16 protein-coding genes are annotated in these 16,942 nt (G+C 66.6%); 12 read left to right on the top strand and 4 right to left on the bottom strand.

Annotated elements, in window-relative coordinates:
- Positions 1-23: 23 nt before the first annotated feature.
- From cimA to C0V75_RS07820, 4 genes are all read left to right on the top strand, one after another.
- Positions 24-1,658: a citramalate synthase gene (cimA, locus tag C0V75_RS07835; RefSeq protein WP_101920337.1), complete on the top strand. Its 1,635-nt coding sequence runs from the start codon at positions 24-26 to the stop codon at positions 1,656-1,658.
- Positions 1,658-2,380 (top strand): trans-aconitate 2-methyltransferase, encoded by a 723-nt coding sequence (locus C0V75_RS07830; protein WP_101920336.1) that lies wholly within the window; start codon positions 1,658-1,660, stop codon positions 2,378-2,380. Before cimA ends, C0V75_RS07830 begins: the two co-directional genes overlap by 1 nt.
- Positions 2,368-3,159, top strand: coding sequence for a squalene/phytoene synthase family protein (locus C0V75_RS07825; protein ID WP_254216403.1), 792 nt, complete (start codon positions 2,368-2,370; stop codon positions 3,157-3,159). The genes C0V75_RS07830 and C0V75_RS07825 overlap by 13 nt, the downstream gene beginning before the upstream one ends.
- A 184-nt stretch (positions 3,160-3,343) precedes the next feature.
- Positions 3,344-3,880 carry a Hint domain-containing protein gene (locus tag C0V75_RS07820; protein WP_101920335.1) on the top strand — a complete coding sequence of 179 codons (537 nt, stop codon included), beginning with the start codon at positions 3,344-3,346 and terminating at the stop codon, positions 3,878-3,880.
- 3 nt (positions 3,881-3,883) lie between these two features.
- Here C0V75_RS07820 and C0V75_RS07815 read toward each other — a convergent pair whose 3' ends face one another.
- Entirely contained in the window at positions 3,884-5,101 is a 1,218-nt protein-coding gene (locus C0V75_RS07815) for an MFS transporter (RefSeq protein ID WP_101920334.1), read from the bottom strand.
- 158 nt (positions 5,102-5,259) lie between these two features.
- Here C0V75_RS07815 and C0V75_RS07810 point away from each other — a divergent pair, with 158 nt between their 5' ends.
- Both C0V75_RS07810 and C0V75_RS07805 read left to right on the top strand, forming a co-directional pair.
- Positions 5,260-5,892, top strand: coding sequence for a DNA-3-methyladenine glycosylase (locus tag C0V75_RS07810; protein WP_101920759.1), 633 nt, complete (start codon positions 5,260-5,262; stop codon positions 5,890-5,892).
- Positions 5,889-6,548: an alpha/beta hydrolase gene (locus C0V75_RS07805; RefSeq protein WP_254216402.1), complete on the top strand. Its 660-nt coding sequence runs from the start codon at positions 5,889-5,891 to the stop codon at positions 6,546-6,548. Before C0V75_RS07810 ends, C0V75_RS07805 begins: the two co-directional genes overlap by 4 nt.
- 129 nt (positions 6,549-6,677) lie before the next feature.
- On the opposite strand, the gene C0V75_RS07800 is transcribed toward C0V75_RS07805, so the two are convergent.
- Genes C0V75_RS07800 through C0V75_RS07790 form a run of 3 tightly spaced genes read right to left on the bottom strand, consistent with a single transcriptional unit; the run spans position 6,678 to position 10,019 of the window.
- The gene (locus tag C0V75_RS07800; protein ID WP_101920333.1) at positions 6,678-7,652 is read right to left on the bottom strand and encodes an ROK family protein; all 975 of its coding nucleotides are present in this window, start codon (positions 7,650-7,652) and stop codon (positions 6,678-6,680) included.
- Between the two features lie 11 nt (positions 7,653-7,663).
- Positions 7,664-8,983, bottom strand: coding sequence for a GH1 family beta-glucosidase (locus tag C0V75_RS07795; protein WP_101920332.1), 1,320 nt, complete (start codon positions 8,981-8,983; stop codon positions 7,664-7,666).
- A gap of 4 nt (positions 8,984-8,987) precedes the next feature.
- Positions 8,988-10,019, bottom strand: coding sequence for a substrate-binding domain-containing protein (locus C0V75_RS07790; protein WP_101920757.1), 1,032 nt, complete (start codon positions 10,017-10,019; stop codon positions 8,988-8,990).
- A 268-nt stretch (positions 10,020-10,287) separates the two neighbouring features.
- Here C0V75_RS07790 and C0V75_RS07785 point away from each other — a divergent pair, with 268 nt between their 5' ends.
- From C0V75_RS07785 to C0V75_RS23935, 6 genes are all read left to right on the top strand, one after another.
- The gene (locus C0V75_RS07785) at positions 10,288-11,640 is read left to right on the top strand and encodes an ABC transporter substrate-binding protein (protein ID WP_101920756.1); all 1,353 of its coding nucleotides are present in this window, start codon (positions 10,288-10,290) and stop codon (positions 11,638-11,640) included.
- 132 nt (positions 11,641-11,772) lie between these two features.
- Positions 11,773-12,765: a carbohydrate ABC transporter permease gene (locus tag C0V75_RS07780; protein WP_101920331.1), complete on the top strand. Its 993-nt coding sequence runs from the start codon at positions 11,773-11,775 to the stop codon at positions 12,763-12,765.
- Positions 12,765-13,898 carry a carbohydrate ABC transporter permease gene (locus C0V75_RS07775; protein ID WP_101920330.1) on the top strand — a complete coding sequence of 378 codons (1,134 nt, stop codon included), beginning with the start codon at positions 12,765-12,767 and terminating at the stop codon, positions 13,896-13,898. The genes C0V75_RS07780 and C0V75_RS07775 overlap by 1 nt, the downstream gene beginning before the upstream one ends.
- A gap of 13 nt (positions 13,899-13,911) precedes the next feature.
- Entirely contained in the window at positions 13,912-15,537 is a 1,626-nt protein-coding gene (locus tag C0V75_RS07770) for an alpha-amylase family glycosyl hydrolase (protein WP_101920329.1), read from the top strand.
- Positions 15,538-15,552: 15 nt separating this feature from the next.
- Complete coding sequence (locus C0V75_RS07765) at positions 15,553-16,638, top strand: ABC transporter ATP-binding protein (protein WP_101920328.1); 1,086 nt, start codon at positions 15,553-15,555, stop codon at positions 16,636-16,638.
- Positions 16,639-16,786: 148 nt separating this feature from the next.
- Positions 16,787-16,918, top strand: a complete 132-nt coding sequence (locus C0V75_RS23935) for a hypothetical protein (protein WP_256377156.1) — start codon at positions 16,787-16,789, stop codon at positions 16,916-16,918.
- Positions 16,919-16,942 lie beyond the last annotated feature (24 nt).

Raw genomic sequence — 16,942 nt, 5'->3', positions numbered from 1 at the left:
GAAAGTGAAGGCGAGGGGCGCGCATGACCCGCGAGCGGCTGTATCTGTTCGACACCACGCTGCGGGACGGGCAGCAGACGCAGGGGGTGCAGTTCTCCACCCCCGAGAAGCGGGTGATTGCGGCGGCGCTGGATGCCTTGGGCGTGGATTACATCGAGGGTGGCTGGCCGGGGGCGAACCCGACCGACAGCGAGTTCTTTGCCGATGCGCCGCGCACGCGGGCGCGGATGACGGCCTTTGGGATGACCAAGCGGGTGGGGCGGTCGGCGGAGAATGATGATGTGCTGGCGGCCGTTCTGGATGCGGGGACGCCTGCCGTCTGTCTGGTGGGGAAGACGCATGAGTTTCATGTGAGCACCGCGCTGGGATGCACGCTGGAGGAGAACCGCGAGGCGATCCGGGCGAGCGTGGCGCATTCTGTGGCCAAGGGGCGCGAGGCGCTGCTGGATGCGGAGCATTTCTTCGACGGCTATCGGGCCAATCCGGCCTATGCGCTGGACTGTCTGCGCGCGGCGCTGGAGGCGGGGGCGCGCTGGGTGGTGCTTTGCGACACGAATGGCGGCACGCTGCCCGCCGAGGTGGGGCGCGTGGTGGCCGAGGTGATCGCGGCAGGCGTGCCGGGGGATCGGCTGGGCATCCATTGCCATGACGATACCGGGAATGCGGTGGCAAATTCGCTGGCGGCCGTGGATGCGGGCTGTCGGCAGATCCAAGGAACCTTGAACGGGTTGGGGGAGCGCTGCGGGAATGCGAATCTGACGACGATCATCCCGACGCTGCTGTTGAAGGAACCCTATGCGAGCCGGTTCGAGGTGGGGGTAAGCCGCGAGGCGCTGGCGGGGCTGGTGCAGGTGAGCCGTCAACTGGACGATATCCTGAACCGCGTGCCGCTGCGGTCTGCGCCTTATGTGGGGGCGTCGGCCTTTGCCCATAAGGCGGGGTTGCATGCGAGCGCGATCCTGAAGGACCCTTCGACCTATGAGCATGTCGATCCGGGCGTGGTGGGGAATGAGCGCGTCATCCCGATGAGCAATCAGGCCGGGCAGTCGAACCTGCGGGCGCGGCTGGCGGCGGCGGGGATCGAGGTCGATCCGAAGGATGCCCGGCTGGGGCGGATTCTGGAGGTGGTGAAGGCGCGCGAGGATCAGGGCTATGCCTATGACGGCGCGCAGGCGAGTTTCGAACTGGTGGCGCGGGCGGAATTGGGGCTGCTGCCGGAGTTCTTTGAGGTGAAGCGCTATCGCGTGACGGTGGAGCGGCGGAAGAACAAGTATAACGAGATGGTCAGCCTGTCCGAGGCCGTGGTCGTGGTGAAGATCGGCGAGCGGAAGATGCTGTCGGTCAGCGAGTCGATGGATGAGACGGGGACGGACCGGGGGCCGGTGAACGCGCTGGCCAAGGCCCTGGGCAAGGACCTTGGCCCCTATCAGGCGGTGATCGACGACATGAAGCTGGTGGATTTCAAGGTCCGGATCACGCAGGGCGGCACCGAGGCGGTGACGCGGGTCATCATCGACAGCGAGGATGCGCGGGGGCGGCGCTGGTCCACCGTGGGGGTGAGCGCGAATATCGTGGATGCCAGTTTCGAGGCGCTGCTGGATGCGATCAACTGGAAGCTGATCCGCGATGTGGGGCAGCCGGTGGGCATTGGCGCGTGATGGATTGGGAGAGCTTTTTCGCCGTTCATAGCGACCTGCCGCGCGAGGGGCCGGGGGAGGCGGGCGACGTGGCCTGGGCCTTGGCTTTGGCCGGGGTGCCGGAGGGGGCGGCGATCTGCGATGCGGGGGCCGGGGCCGGGGGCGATGTGGCGGCGCTGCTGGCTGTGCCGGGGGCGCGGGTTCTGGCCATCGACAGCCATCCGGGTTTCGTGGCGCAGATGCGGGCGCGCTTTGCCGGTGAGGGGCGGGTGGTGGTGGAAGAGGCCGATATGGCGGCTTTGGCCAGCCATACGGCGGGGCCTTTCGACCTGATCTGGTGTGCCGGGGCGCTGTATTTCCTGGGGCTGGAGGCGGGGTTGGCGCGGATGGCGGGGGCGTTGAGGCCGGGCGGGGTGCTGGCCTTTTCGGAACCCTGCTTCTTTGCGGATGCGCCGTCGGCGGCGGCGATGGGGTTTTGGGAGGGGTATCCGACGCGGGATGCGGCCGGGATCGCGGCGGCCGTGGCGGATGCGGGGTATGAGAGCCTTGGGGTGCGGGCCCTGGGCGATGCGGCCTGGGAGGCGTATTACGGGCCGATGGAGGCGCGGATTGCTGCGCTGCGGGCCGGTGCGGATGCGCGGCTGTCGGCGATGCTGGATATCTGCGCGGAGGAGGCGGCGCTGTGGCGGCGGGTGCGGGCGGAAACCGGGTATCTCTTGACGGTGGCGCGGTGGAAGGGCTGAGCCCGGCGGCGATCGGGGCCTGTGCGGCGCTGGTGGAGCGGGGCGATGCCGACCGCTTTGCCGCCGTGATGGCGGCGCCTGTTGCGGCGCGGGGGCGGCTATTTGTCCTTTATGCCTTCAATCTGGAAGTGGCGCGCGCGCCCTGGGTGACGCAGGAGCCGATGATTGCCGAAATGCGGCTGCAATGGTGGCGGGATGTGGTGGCCGAGGCGGCAGAGGGGCGGCCTGCCCGGGCGCATGAGGTGGCAGGGCCTTTGGCGGCGCTGATCGCGGAGGCTGGGCTGCCGCTGCCGGCGCTGGATGCGCTGGTGGAGGCGCGTCGCTGGGACGTCTATCGCGCGCCGTTCGAGGATGGGGCGGCGCTGGCGGCCTATCTGGAGGACACGGGCGGCGGGGTGATGTGGCTGGCGGGGCGGGCGCTGGGGGCAAGCGGAGCGGATGAGGCGGCGCTGCGCGCGGCGGGCTGGGCGGCGGGCCTGGCGGGATTCCTACGGGCGGTGCCGGAGCTGGAGGCGCGGGGGCGGGTGCCGCTGGTCGATGGCCGGCCGGAGGCGGTGGCGGCGCTGGCGCGGCAGGGGCTGGCCCGGCTGGAGGCGGCGCGGCAGGGGGTGCGGCGGATGGGGCCTGCGCGGGCGGCCACGATCGCCGCATGGCAGGCGGAAGCGATCCTGCGGCAGGCGGCGCGGGAGCCGGGGCGGGTGGCGGCGGGCGGTCTGGGCCAGTCGGAATTCGCGCGGCGCTGGGGGTTGCTGCGCGCGGGGCTGCGCGGGGGTCTGTGATGGCGGCTTCCCGCCGCTCTGCGCCATTCCGGGGGGATTCGTACAGATATCCTCAAATTGATGGGTGATGCCCTAGAAAATCCTGAATTGCGTCCGTTTGAGACCACGGATGGTTGTCACGGTAGGAGGAAGTTGCAGGTCATCCCGACCTGCCGCCGTGTGAACCGGAGCGGTCTGGACTGTAATGAGCATCGTATCGCCCATTGTTCCGGTAAATGTCGAAGTGGCGGCGTCGCCGCGCGGTTTTCTGCGCGGCTCCAGGTTGATGACGCCCGCGGGATGGCGCGCGGTGGAGACGCTGCGGGTTGGTGAGATCCTGTCCTGTTGCCGGGAAAGGCCGGTGGAGATTTCGGCCCTTCGCGCCGTGATGGTGGCGCGGGCCGGGGCCAAGGCTGTGTTCGTGTCCGGCGAGGCGCGGGGCGCGGGCCGGGGGTCGGAGCCGCTCTATCTCGCGCCCGAGCAGATGATCGTGGTGGCGGGCGACCGGCTGGCCGCCTATTTCGGCGTCGAGGAGGCGCTGGCGCCGGTGGGGGCCCTGGTCGATGGGCAGAACCTGCGTCTGGTCGAGGCCCCGGCGAGCGAGGTCTGGTTCGAGATCGAGACGGTGACGCCCTGCGCGCTGGTCGTCGAGGGGTTGCAGGTTGCGGTGGGAGATGCGGCCCGCGACAACCGCCCGGCCCTGAGCGCCGCCGAGGCGCGGCTTCTGGCGCTGGCGGGCTGATCTTCAGCGCGCCTCGCGCGGGCGGAGGGCGAGCCAGATCAGCGCCCCTCCGGCGAGAACGAGGAAGGGCAGCATGGCGAAATTGACCGCCTGCCAGCCCGACTGGACCGATCCGCCCGAGCAGTTCATCAAACCGCCCGAGGAGAAGGAGGCGAGCGTCACGCCGCCGAAGACCACGAGGTCGTTCAGGCCCTGGAGGCGGCCCTTCTCTTCCTGTGCCTGGGCGGCGGTGAGCATGGTGGTGGCGCCGATGAAGCCGAAATTCCAGCCGAGGCCGAGCAGGATGAGGGCGATGAAGAAATTCTCCAGCGCGACCCCGGCGATGGCGACGGCCCCGGCGCCGGCGAGGATGACAAGGCCGGTGGCGACGATCTTCTCGGCCCCGAAACGGGCGATGAGATGGCCGGTGAAGAAGCTGGGCGCATACATGGCAAGGACATGGGCCGTGACGACATCCGCCGCGTTGCCCTTGGTGAAGCCGCAGCCCACCACGGCAAGGGGGGAGGAGGTCATCACGAGGTTCATCAGCGCATAGGAGACGGTGGCGCAGATCATCGCCACGGCGATGACGGGGGTGCGGATCATCTCGGCCCGGCTGCGGCCGGTGGCGGCGCCAGCGACGGGGGGGCGGGGTTTCGGGATATCGAGCAGGGTGAAGAGGAAGACGCCGACCGCATTGAGCGCGATGATGGCGAGATAGGTGCCGAGGAAGGGGATGACCATCGCCTCGGCGGTGAGCTTGACCAGTTGCGGGCCAAGGACGGCGGAGAGCAGGCCGCCCGCCATGACGAGCGAGATGGCCTTGGGGCGGTAGGAGTCGGAGGCGGTGTCGGCGGCGGCGAAACGGTAGAAGCCCTGGGCGGACATATAGATGCCGGTGAAGAGGGCGGCGATCACGAAGAGGGCGAAGTTGGAGGTCGAGAGCGCATAGGCGCCGAGCGCGCCGCCGATCCCGCCGCCCAGCGCGCCGATGGCGAAGCCTGCGCGGCGGCCGTATTTCTGCATGAAGGCCGAGATCGGCGTGGCGGTCAGCATGGAGCCGATGACGGCTGCGGTGATGGGCAGCGTGGCCCAGCAGACATTCGGGGCGAGCGATTGCCCGGCCAGCCCCGCCACGGTGAAGATCATCGGCATCTGGGCGCCAAGGATCGCCTGGGCGGCGACGAGGACGAGGACATTGCGTTTCGCGGTGGAGTCGGTGGGCGCGGTGCTGTCGGTCATGGATGCAGGGTTATCCTCTGGCGCGTCGGGGGCAAGGGACAAATGCGCGCGGGTGAATGTCTGGAGGGGGTGGGTCTTTCACTTTGGGCGGCTGCGCGGGGTGGCTGGTGTCGGCATGAGTATTTGGGCCAAGATGAAGCGGCATGGCGGGGGATGGCATCTTGGTCGGGCGGATCATTCGGACGGAGGCCTGCGTGGCCGAGGGGGCGGCCTGGCTGGCGGAGCGCGAGCCGCGCTTTGCGGCGGCGCTGGAGATGACGGGGCCCTTGCCGCTGCGGCGGCGGGAGGACGGGTTTCGGGCGCTGTTGTCGGCGATCGTGAGCCAGCAGGTTTCGGTTGCTTCGGCCAATGCGATCTGGGCGCGGCTGGAGGCGGCGGGGTTGTGTGATCCGGGGGTGATGGCGGCGGCGTCGGACGAGGCGCTGCGGGCGGCGGGCCTGTCGCGGCAGAAGGCGCGCTATGGGCAGGCGCTGGCGCAGGCGGGGATCGACTTCGCCGCGCTGCGGGACATGCCCGACGAGGAGGTGGTGGCGGGTCTGGTGGCGGTGCCGGGGATCGGGCGCTGGACGGCGGAGATCTATGCGATGTTCGCACTGGGGCGGGCGGATGTCTTTGCGCCGGCGGACCTGGCCTTGCAGGAGGCGGCGCGAATGCTGTTCGGGCTGGAGGCGCGGCCCGGGGAAAAGGCGCTGCGGGCCATGGCTGAGGCCTGGTCGCCCTGGCGGGCGGTTGCGGCGCGGCTGCTCTGGGCCTACTACCGGGTGGCAAAGGAACGGGAGGGCATCCGGTGAGCGGTTTGACATTCGGGCGCAAGGCGGCGCGGAGCGGGCGGGCGCGGTCTTTGGTGGTGTTCGTGCATGGCTATGGGGCGGATGGGGCGGACCTTCTGGGTCTGGGGGATGCGCTGGCGCCGCATCTGCCGGATACGGTCTTTGTCGCGCCGGATGCGCCGCAGCGCTGTGTGGGAAGCCCCTTCGGTTTCCAGTGGTTTCCGATCCCCTGGCTGGACGGGTCTTCGGAAGAGGCGGCGCGGGAGGGGATGGCGGCGTCGGTCGATCTGCTGAACGCCTTTCTGGATGCGCGGCTGGCGGAAGAGGGGCTGGGGCCGGAGGCGCTGGCGCTGGTCGGGTTTTCGCAAGGGGCGATGATGTCGTTGCATGTGGCGCCGCGGCGGGCGGCGGCGGTGGCCGGGGTGGTGGCGATTTCCGGGCGGTTGCTGGTGCCGGAGCTGCTGGCGGCGGAGGCGGTGGTGAAGCCGCCGGTGCTGCTTGTCCATGGGGATCAGGATCCGGTCGTGCCCTTTGCGGATATGGGCAAGGCAGGGGAGGCGCTGGTGGCGGCGGGGTTCGAGACCTTTGGCCATGTGATGGAGGGGACCGGGCACGGGATCGCGCCGGACGGGTTGGGGGTTGCCTTGCAGTTCCTGCGGGAGCGGCTGCCGGGGTGAGGGATGGCGGGCGTTGCAGGGGGGCTGTCTGCCCCCCTCGGCGCGTGCCGCGCCTCACCCCCCGAGGATATTTTTCGACAGAAAGTGAGGGCGGGGGGGCGCGTTAACCTTAATGCGGGGTGAACCGGGTCAGGTGGTGGCGTCCAGATAGGCGGCGCAGCCGGTGAGGGCGGCGAAATCATCCTCGACCACGGTGACGGAGAAATCCTTTTGCAGCAGGTCCACGCGGCGGGCTTCGCGGAAGCTGTCGGTCAGGCCGAAGCGGGCGAAATGCGGGGTCATGGCGCGGGACATGCCGCCGATCAGGTAGATGCCGCCATAGGGCAGGTGGATCAGGGCGAGATCGGCGAGGACCTGCGCCAGGATGCGGGTATAGAGCCGCGCGGCATGGGTGGCGGTGGCATCGCCCGCGGCGAGGGCGGTGAGCACTTCGGCAGAGGTCTTTTCGGCGGGATGGCCGACTTCGGCGGCGGCGAAGGCGTGGAGATTGGCAAGGCCGCGGCCTGCAAGCACTTCCTCGACGCCGCAATGGGCGACCTCGCCCTGTGCGGCGAGGCGGGTTTCGATGAAGCGCATCAGGCGGAGGTCTTCTTCGGACCGGACGGGCATGTTGACATGGCCGCATTCGGAGGGCGGCACGACGCGGGCCGCGCCCTGGCCATGGACCGGGGCGGCGTTGACGCCGGTGCCGAGGCCGACGACGAGCAGGGAGGCGCCGGGATGGGCCGGGCCGGGGATGAGTGCGCGCAGATGGGCGGGCGCGATATGGCCGAGCGCATGGCCCTGTGCCTGAAGGTCGTTGAGGAGGGCGACTCGGCGCGCGCCGGTGGCGGTGGCGAGCTTGGCGGCGTCCATGACCCAGTCGAGATTGGTCATGCTGGCCACGCCATCCTGCACCGGGCCTGCGGCGGCGACGCAGACACCATCGGGGCGGGCGCCGGTGGTGGCGAGGTAGTCGCGCAGGATATGGGCGATGTCCTGGCCGCGCGCCTTGTATTCGGCATTGGAAAAGCGGGCGACGCTGCCGTCGCGGATGGCGGTGCCATCGGCAAGGGCGACCCTTGTATTCGTGCCGCCGATATCGGCGAGGATGGCGAGGGTCATGGAACGCTCCGTCAGTCGTTCCGCGCCAATGCGCGGGCGAGGGCGTGATAGGAGGTTTTGGGGGTCCGCTTCAAGCTGTCGAAATCGACATGGACGAGGCCGAAGCGGCGTTCATATCCGAAGGCCCATTCGTAATTGTCCAGAAGCGACCAGTAGAAGAAGCCCCGGACATTGGCGCCATCGGCGATGGCCTGTTTCGTGGCGGCGAGATGGGCGAAGAGGAAATCTTCGCGCATCGTGTCGGGGAGGTCTGGCTGATCGGCATTGGCCATGCCGTTTTCGGTGACATAGATCGGCAGGTCGCCCACGTAATCGCGCGCCATGCGGGTGAGGAAACCGTGCAGGCCATCGGGATAGATCTCCCAGCCCATCTGGGTTTTCGCCAGGGGGCCCGGCACTTCGCGCAGATGCGGCCAGGGCGCGGCGGGATCATGGGCCTGAAGGTGGCGGGTGTAGTAGTTGACGCCGAGCCAGTCGAGCGGCTGGCCGATGGTGGCCATGTCCTCCTGCCAGCGGTCGGGCATATGGGGGGCGAGGCCTTCCAGCACGATCTCGGGATAGGTCTGGCGGGTGATGGCCTCGATGAACCAGCGGTTGAATATGCCATCGGCGCGGGCGGCGGCGGTCTGATCCTCGGCGCTGGCGGAGGCGGGGGTGGCATGGTCGAAGTTCAGCACGATGCCGAGATCGGGCTGGCCCATGCCGCGCAGCCGTTCCACGGCGAGGCCATGGGCGAGCAGGATGTGGTGCATGGCGCGGGCGGCGGCGCGGATGTCGCGCACGCCGGGCGCGTGATGGCCGAGGAAGTGGGAGAGCCAGGCCACGCACCAGGGTTCGTTGATCGTGGCGATGGAGGCGACGCGGTCGCCCAGGCTGCGGGTGATGGTTTCGGCGAAATCGGCGAAGCGGAGGCAGGTGTCGCGATTGGCCCAGCCGCCCTTGTCGGCCAGAGCCGAGGGCAGTTCCCAGTGATAGAGGGTCTGGAAGGGGCGCAGGCCGCGTTCGAGCATCCCGTCCACCAGACGGTCGTAGAAGGCGAGACCTTCGGGATTGACGGTGACGCCATCCGGCATGACGCGCGCCCAGGAGGTGGAGAAGCGGTAGGCATCCATATTGGCCTGACGCAGCAGGTCGAGATCGGCGGGCCAGTTGTGGTAATGGTCGCAGGCGGTGGCGCCGTCCTCGGCGCGCAGGACATTGCCGGGGGTGGCGGCGAAGCTGTCCCAGTGGCAGGGGCCGCAGCCGCCGAAGCGTGATCCTTCGATCTGGTAGGCGGCGGTGGCGGCCCCGAAGAGGAAACCTTCGGGAAAGTCGAAACGGGAAAGCGTCATGGGGTCAGGCCCGGCGGGGGGCCGGTCCGGTGGACTGGCCGATGATGAGTTCGGCTTCGAGAAGCCGGTTCTGCGGTTCGCTGCCGTGCTGGGTGATGATGGCAAGCAGCATTTCGGCGGCGATGCGCCCCGCCTCGCGCACGGAGGAGCGGGTGGCGGTGAAGATCGGCACGTCATCGCCATTCTTCAGATAGGAGAGGTCATCGTCATGGATGATGACCGAGATGTCGCGCCCCATGGTCAGGCCGCGCCCCTCGATCGCGCGGCGGACGCCCATGCCCGAGATCATGGAGGCGACGAGGAAGGCCGTCGGCGGATCGGGCAGGTCAAGCATGGCGGAGGCGGCGCGGAAGCCGGAGATTTCGGTCATCTCGTCGGAGGACATCAGCGCGGGGTCGAGGGGCAGGCCGCGGGCGGCATGGGCATCGGCATAGCCGGTGCGGCGGCGGATGGCGAAATCCATGAATTCGAGGCCGTTCACCAGGCCGATGCGGGCATGGCCCAGATCGAGAAGGAATTCGGTGGCGCGCTGGAAGGCGCGGCGGTTGTTCACATCCACCCAGGAATAGGGGAGGGCGGTGTCGGTGGCGCGGCCATGGACGACGAAGGGAATGCCGATTTCATGCATCAGGGGGATGCGGGGATCGTTCATCCGGGGGGCGTGCAGGATCACGCCATCGGCGCTGCCGCGCGACTTGAGGTCGCGATAGGCCTGTTCCTCTTCCTCGTCGGGGACGACGGAGAGGAGCATGTCATAGCCGTTGCGGGAATAGGTTTCGCCCGCGCCGGCGATGAAATCGGCGAAGATGGGGTTCATGATCTCGTGCCGCGTGGCGAGGGGGATCACATGGCCGATGGCCAGCGCGCGGCCGGTGGCAAGGCGGATGGCGCGGGTGTTGGGGCGGTAATTGTGCCGCTTGGCCGCGGCCATGACGCGTTCGCGCGTGGCTTCGTTCACCTCGGGATAGCCATTCAGCGCGCGGCTGACGGTCGTGGGCGAGAGGCCCAGCTTGGTGGCCAGTTCCTTGAGGTTCATGGTGGGTTGCGGTTCCAAACCGATTTCAATTTCGGGGGGAGGTTAGAGATTCGATCTGTCAAGGTCAAAGGTTAAGCGCGGCGGTCGGGAAACGTTTTCGCGGCGCAGTCGCCAATATCGCAGGCGTCTGGCGGCTTTGCCGCCGCGCTTTTGATTGACTTGGCGGGAGGGATCGGCAAGGGTGCGGCATCCAAAGCGGTTTGAGTATGATTCTGGCCGGAGTTGGGATGTGCCCCGTCAAGAGGGCGGGGGAATCGGGAGGATGACCATGAAAGCGAAGTTTCTCGCAGGCGCGGCGGCGCTTGCGTTGCTGTCCGGTACCGCGTCCGCGCAGGACCTGAAGTTTCCCATCGGCGAGGGTGCCTTCAACTGGGACAGCTACAAGGCTTTTGACGAGAAGTACAATCTGGACGGCCAGAAGATCACCGTGCTGGGGCCGTGGCTGAGCGTGGACCAGGCGCTGTTCGAAAGCGTGATCGCCTATTTCGAGGCGGCCACGGGTGCGGATGTGGAGTATATCGGGGCGGAAGGCTTTGAGCAGCAGGTGGTGATCGACGCCGAGGCAGGGTCGCCGCCGGATGTGGCGGTGTTTCCGCAGCCGGGCCTGATGCGCGGCATGGCGGCGAAGGGGCAGGTCCTGCCGATGGCGCCGGAAATCGTGCAATGGACGAAGGACAATTACGCGGCGGGCCAGTCCTGGGTGGATCTGGTGACCTTCCCCGGCACCGATGGGGCGGCGAATACCTTCGGCTTTTTCTACAAGGTCGATGTGAAGTCGCTGGTCTGGTATGTGCCGGAGAATTTCGAGGATGCAGGCTATGAAGTTCCGACCACGATGGAGGAACTCAAGGCGCTGACGGATCAGATCGTGGCCGATGGCGGCACGCCCTGGTGCATCGGCCTGGGGTCGGGCGGTGCGACGGGCTGGCCCGCGACCGACTGGGTCGAGGACATGATGCTGCGCACGACCACCCCTGAGAACTATGACAAGTGGGTGTCGAACGAGCTGAAGTTCAATGACCCGATCGTCGTGAACGCCATCGACCAGTTCGGCGCCTTTGCCAAGAACGATGCCTATGTGTCGGGTGGCGCGGGTTCGGTCGCATCGACCGATTTCCGGGACAGCCCCAAGGGGCTCTTTGCCTCGCCGCCGCAGTGCTACATGCACCGTCAGGCGTCGTTCATCCCGTCCTTCTTCCCGGAAGGCACGGTGATCGGCGAGGATGCGGATTTCTTCTACTTCCCGGCCTTTGCCGAGCAGGATCTGGGTCAGCCGGTGCTGGGCGCGGGCACGACCATGGGTCTGATGAAGGAATCGGAAGCGGGCCGGGCCTTCATCGACTTCCTGACCACGCCCATCGCGCATGAGGTGTGGATGAACCAGACCGGGTTCCTGACGCCGCATAAGGGCGTGAATACCGATCTCTACGGCGACCCGACGCTGAAGAAGATGGGCGACATCCTGCTGAATGCGACGACCTTCCGCTTTGACGGGTCGGACCTGATGCCGGGCGGCGTGGGCGCGGGCGTGTTCTGGACCGGGATGGTGGACTATGTCGGCGGCAAGTCGGCACAGGAAGTGGCCGACTCGATCCAGGCGACCTGGGATTCGTTGCAGTAAACGGCGCGAGACATGGCCCGTCGCCTGAGGGCGGCGGGCCATCCTTTTTCCCCCAACCGGAGGGCGCGGGCCAGATGCGGGCCGGCGGGCGGTGCGGGAAAGACATCAGACGTTTGGGAGGGGGTCTGAGCGGTGGAACAGTTCTTCGGTGCGGCGACGACCATCGTGATCGGGGTGGGGGGCTGCCTTCTCTACTTCTTTCTGACCAACCTTCTCCTGGACCGGATTTTCCCGGCCTCGGGTCCGGATATCAGCCGCAATATCAACCGGGCGAATGCGATCCGGCCCTGGCTGTTCCTGTTTCCGGCGCTGGTTCTGCTGGCGCTCTATCTGGTCTATCCGCTGTTCTGGTCGGTCTATCTTTCGGTGATGGATGCGAACGGGCGGGAATTCGTGGGGCTTTACAACTATCAGTGGATGGTGAGCGACCCGAAATTCCTTGAATCCATGCGCAACAACATCCTTTGGCTGATTGTTGTGCCGGCCTTTTCCACCTTTTTCGGGCTGGTGGCGGCTGCGCTGACGGACCGCATCCGCTGGGGCAATTTCGCCAAGGCGATGATCTTCATGCCGATGGCGATTTCCTTCGTCGGCGCGTCGGTGATCTGGAAATTCGTCTATGACTTCCGCCCCGAGGGGCAGAACCAGATCGGCCTGCTGAATGCCATCGTGGAGGCCTTTGGCGGCACGCCCGAGACATGGCTGACGCATGAGATCGTGAACAGCTTTCTTCTGATGGTGGTGCTGATCTGGATCCAGACCGGATTCGCCATGGTGATCCTGTCGGCGGCGCTGCGCGGGATTCCGGAGGAGACGGTGGAGGCGGCGATCCTGGATGGCGCTTCGCCCTTGCAACTGTTCTTCAAGATCAAGGTGCCGCAGATCTGGGGGACGATCCTTGTCGTCTGGACGACGATCACCATCACCGTGCTGAAGGTGTTCGACATCGTGCTGGCGATGACCAACGGGCAATGGGGGACGCAGGTCCTTGGGAATTACATGTATGACTGGCTGGTGCGAGGGCAGGATAGCGGCCGCGCCTCGGCCATTGCCATCGTGATCATGCTCTTGGTGCTGCCGATCATGATCTGGAACATCCGGAACGCCCGCAGGGAGATGCGCTGATGGACAATATCGTCGGTCAGAAATCCAGCCTGACCTGGCTGGTCAATCTTGCGGCGGCGGCGCTGGTTCTGCTGTGGACGATCCCGACCTTCGGTTTGCTTGTGTCGTCCTTCCGGGACCGCGACCAGATCCTGACAAGCGGGTGGTGGCAGTCGCTGTTTCCGCAGGAGGCTTCGGTCCAGTATCGCGCCGGGGCGCCGGATACGGCGGTGCAGGAGGGCGGGCTTTACGTCATTTCCGGCAATGTCTTTGACGGGGTGGCGGCGGGCGAGGTGAGCGCCTTCGGCATCAATTCGCGCGATCCGGCCGCCTATCCGGTGGGCGAGACGGTGACGACGAATGACGGCTATGAGCTTACGGTGAACGGGGATGGCAGCTATCGCCTGACCTCGGCCACGCCTTTCGAGGGGACGCGGGGCGAGCGCATCTTCGTGACCTCGACGCAGGCGCCGAGTTTCACGACGGAGAATTTCGTCAGGGTGCTGAATGCCGAAGGATTGGGGCGCGGGTTCCTGAACACGCTGACCGTGTCGATCCCGGCGACGGTGATCCCGATCCTGATCGCGGCCTTTGCGGCCTATGCGCTTGCCTGGATGGATTTTCCGGGGCGGGCGCTTTTGGTGGCGGCGGTGGTGGGGCTGCTGGTGGTGCCGCTGCAACTGGCGCTGATCCCGCTGTTGCAACTGCATCTGAAGGCGGGGATCGGGAAGAGCTATCTGGGCATCTGGCTGGCGCATACGGCCTTTGGCCTGCCCTTGGCGATCTATCTGCTGCGGAATTACATGGCCGGGTTGCCGCGTGACATCATCGAGAGCGCGCGGGTGGACGGGGCGACGGATTTCCAGATCTTTCTGCGGATCATCCTGCCCCTGAGTTTTCCTGCGCTGGCGTCATTCGCCATCTTCCAGTTCCTGTGGACCTGGAATGATCTGCTGGTGGCGCTGGTCTTCCTGGGATCGACGCAGGATCAGCTTGTGATGACCGGGCAGTTGAAGGAGCTGATGGGGTCGCGCGGCGGGGATTGGGAAATTCTGGCGGCTTCGGCCTTCATCAGTATCGCGGTGCCGCTGGCGGTGTTCTTCGCCATGCAGAAATACCTGGTCCGGGGCCTGCTGGCCGGATCGGTGAAGTGAGAAAGACGGACGGATGACGGAAGTGATCGGCCAGGATGCCGACTGGTGGCGCGGGGCGGTGATCTATCAGATCTATCCCCGCAGCTTTCAGGACAGCAATGGCGACGGGGTGGGCGATCTGGGCGGCATCGTGGAGCGGCTGCCGCATATCGCGGGGCTGGGGGCGGATGCGATCTGGATCAGCCCCTTCTTCACCAGCCCGATGAAGGATTTCGGCTATGACGTGAGCGATTACTGCGACGTCGATCCGATGTTCGGAAGCCTTGCCGATTTCGACCGGGTGGTGGCGCGGGCGCATGAGCTGGGCCTGAAGGTGATGATCGACCTGGTGCTGTCGCATACATCCGACCAGCATCCGTGGTTCAAGGAAAGCCGGAAGGACCGGAGCAATGCCAAGGCCGACTGGTATGTCTGGGCGGAGCCGAAGCCGGACGGGACGGCGCCCAACAACTGGCTGTCGGTCTTTGGCGGGAGCGCCTGGCAATGGGACGGGCGGCGGCAGCAATACTATCTGCACAACTTCCTGACCAGCCAGCCGGACCTGAACCTGCATCATGCGCCGGTGCAGGAGGCGCTTTTGGATGTGGCGCGGTTCTGGCTGGAGCGGGGGGTGAACGGGTTCCGGCTGGACACGATCAACTTCTATTTCGCGGACCGCTATCTGCGCGACAACCCGTCGCTGCCGCCTGAACTGCGCAATGACAGCATCGCGCCTTCGGTCAACCCTTATAACCATCAGTTGCACCTGTTTTCGAAGAACCAGCCCGAAAATCTTGAATTCCTGCGGAAATTCCGCGCGGTGCTGACCCCCTATGGCGCGGCGGCGGTGGGCGAGGTGGGCGATGCCCAGCGGGGGCTGGAGATCATGGCCGAATACACCTCGGGCGGGGATAAGGTGCAGATGTGCTATCCGTTCGAGATGCTGCAACCGGCGCGGTTGACGGCGCGGTCGGCGGCGGCGGTGTTCGATCGGCTGGCGGCGGCGGCCCCGGATGCCTGGCCCTGCTGGGCCTATTCCAACCATGACACCGTGCGGCATGTGACGCGCTGGGGGCTTTCCGACGCGGGTGCAAGGGTTTACGCGACGATGCTGATGTGTCTGCGCGGGTCGGTCTGCCTCTATCAGGGCGAGGAACTGGCGTTGCCGGAAGCCGAGATCGCGTTCGAGGAGTTGCAGGACCCTTACGGGATCGAATTCTGGCCGGAGTTCAAGGGGCGGGACGGATGCCGGACCCCGATGCCCTGGGTCACGGATAACGGGCTCTGCGGCTTTTCCAGTGCCGAACGCGCCTGGTTGCCGGTGACGGCGCCGCATCGCCCGCTGGCCGTGGCGGCGCAGGAGGCGGAGCAGGGGTCGATGCTGCATCATTATCGCAGCGTGCTGGCCTTCCGGAAGGGTCATCCGACCTTTGCGCAGGGCCGCATGTCGGGATGGAAGGCGGAGGGGGACGTGTTCTCCTTCACGCGCAGCGGGGGGATCGAGATCTTCTGCGCCTTCAATCTGGGCGAGGCGGCGGCGGAGGTTGCGCTTCCGACGGGGCATTGGGAACGGATCGGCGAAAGCGTGGGCAGCGTCGCGCCCGCGGGTGGCAAGGTGCAACTGCCCGGCTGGGGCTGCTGCATCGCGCGCAGGGTTTAAGGGGAGGGTGGACGGATGGCGGACCTGAAACTGGTCAATGTCGAGAAGGCCTATGGCGAGGTGAAGGTTCTGCGGAACATCAACCTTGACATCAAGACGGGGGAATTGATCGTCTTCGTCGGTCCTTCGGGCTGCGGGAAATCCACCCTGCTGCGGATGATCGCGGGGCTGGAGCGGATCACGGGCGGGGAATTCACCATCGACGGGGTGAAGATGAACGATGTGCCGCCGGCCCAGCGGGGCATCGCGATGGTGTTCCAGTCCTATGCGCTTTATCCGCATATGACGGTGCGGGACAACATGGCCTTTGCCCTGAAGATCGCCAAGAAGAGCGCGGCAGAGATTTCGGCGGCGGTGGACAAGGCGGCGAAGATCCTGCAACTGACGCCCTATCTGGACCGTCTGCCGAAGGCGCTGTCGGGCGGGCAGCGGCAGCGGGTGGCGATCGGGCGGGCCATCGTGCGGGACCCGAAGGTCTATCTCTTTGACGAGCCGCTGTCGAACCTTGACGCCGCCCTGCGGGTGGCGACGCGGATCGAGATTGCGCAACTGAAGGAACAGATGCCCAATTCCACCATGATCTATGTGACGCATGATCAGGTTGAAGCGATGACGCTGGCCTCGCGCATCGTCGTGCTGGCGGGGGGCGGGATCAGCCAAGTGGGCACGCCGCTGGACCTTTATGAACGGCCGGAGAACGAGTTCGTGGCGCAGTTCATCGGCAGCCCTGCGATGAACCTCTTGCCGGGCGAGGTGGTGGAGACGGGCGAGACGACTGTTGTCCGGCTGGAGAATGGCGGGGTGGCGCGGTCGCGGGTGCCGACGATGGCGACGGACAAGGGGATGAAGGTCAATATCGGGGTCAGGCCGGAAGACCTGGTGGCGGCCACGGGCGAGGCGATCTTTACCGGCGAGGTGGAGATCACCGAGGCATTGGGAGAGGTGACGCTGCTTTACTTCAAGCGGCAGGGCGAGGCGGCGCAGGTGGTGGCCAAGCTGCCGGGCATCCATGCCGGGCTGCGCCACAAGTCTGTGTCGCTGACGGCGGCGCCGGAAAAGGTGCATGTCTTCGCGAATGGACGGTCGCTCTTGTATCGCTGAGCATCACGCCGGTTGACAGCGGCGGCTGCGGGGCGCAGAGCAGGGCATGGGACGGCGGCGGGTGCAGATCATTGCCCCCGCGATCTGGCGCGCCCCCTTGCCGATCTGGTCACGGGACCATCCCGGCCGAGCCGGAGAGGATGGGCCAATGGCCAAAGGACAGATGCGCTCCAACAAGGAAATCAAGAAGCCGAAGAAGGAAAAGCCGAAGGCTGCCGTCGTCTTGGTGGCCAATTCGGCCTCGCGGATCACCGCATTCCAGGACAAGAAGAAGGGCTGACCGCCCTTCCTCCACTCGTGAAAA

The organism is Tabrizicola sp. TH137 (assembly GCF_002855575.1).
Taxonomy (GTDB): domain Bacteria; phylum Pseudomonadota; class Alphaproteobacteria; order Rhodobacterales; family Rhodobacteraceae; genus Paragemmobacter.
This window is presented reverse-complemented; position numbering and strand designations above follow the sequence as displayed.